Source organism: Chromohalobacter sp. HP20-39 (assembly GCF_033052815.1).
In the GTDB taxonomy this organism is placed as follows: domain Bacteria; phylum Pseudomonadota; class Gammaproteobacteria; order Pseudomonadales; family Halomonadaceae; genus Chromohalobacter.
Map to the genome: position 1 here is coordinate 1 of NZ_JAWHTP010000476.1, position 301 is coordinate 301.

Annotated in this window: 1 protein-coding gene; it reads right to left on the reverse strand. The window is 62.1% G+C overall.

The window, feature by feature from the left end:
* A partial coding sequence (locus RVY79_RS18865) for a toprim domain-containing protein (RefSeq protein WP_317466087.1) occupies positions 1-301 on the reverse strand: 301 nt, incomplete at both ends.

Sequence of the window (301 nt, forward strand, 5' to 3'; positions counted from 1 at the left end):
TGTAGAGCGGCGGCTGGGCGATGTACACGTGGCCGCGCTCGATGATCTCGGGCATCTGGCGGTAGAAGAACGTGAGCAGCAGCGTGCGGATGTGCGAGCCGTCCACGTCAGCATCGGTCATGATGATGATGCGGTGGTAGCGCAGCTTGTCGAGGTTGTAGTCGTCCTTGCCAATGCCGGTGCCAAGCGCGGTGATGAGCGTGAGCACTTCCTGGCTGGAGAGCATCTTGTCAAAGCGCGCGCGCTCGACGTTCAGGATCTTGCCCTTGAGCGGCAGGATCGCCTGGAACTTGCGGTCGCG